1 pseudogene is annotated in these 259 nt (G+C 50.2%); it reads left to right on the top strand.

Annotation, left to right across the window (positions count from 1 at the left end):
• A pseudogene (locus tag SB847_RS21465) lies at positions 1 to 259 on the top strand (hypothetical protein); the annotation flags it as partial.

Here is a 259-nt window from a genome sequence, read left to right on the forward strand (position 1 = left end):
ACGTTAAGCCCCATGTCGCGCTATCTGACAATACCGATATTCAAGCAGTTGAGCAGCTTGCAATGATGCCGTTAACGAAGGGAAACAGCACGCAGCTACTCATCGATGGTGATGCCACCTTCGCGAGCCTATTTGCGGGCATTGAGCGGGCACAAGATTATCTACTGATTCAGTTTTTTATCGTTCGCGATGATGAGCTAGGACGGCAGCTTCATCAGCATTTGATCGCTGCCGTGAAGCGCGGTGTGCGCGTTTATTT

The organism is Bacillus sp. SIMBA_026 (genome assembly GCF_046535335.1).
Taxonomy (GTDB): Bacteria; Bacillota; Bacilli; order Bacillales; family Bacillaceae; genus Bacillus; species Bacillus velezensis.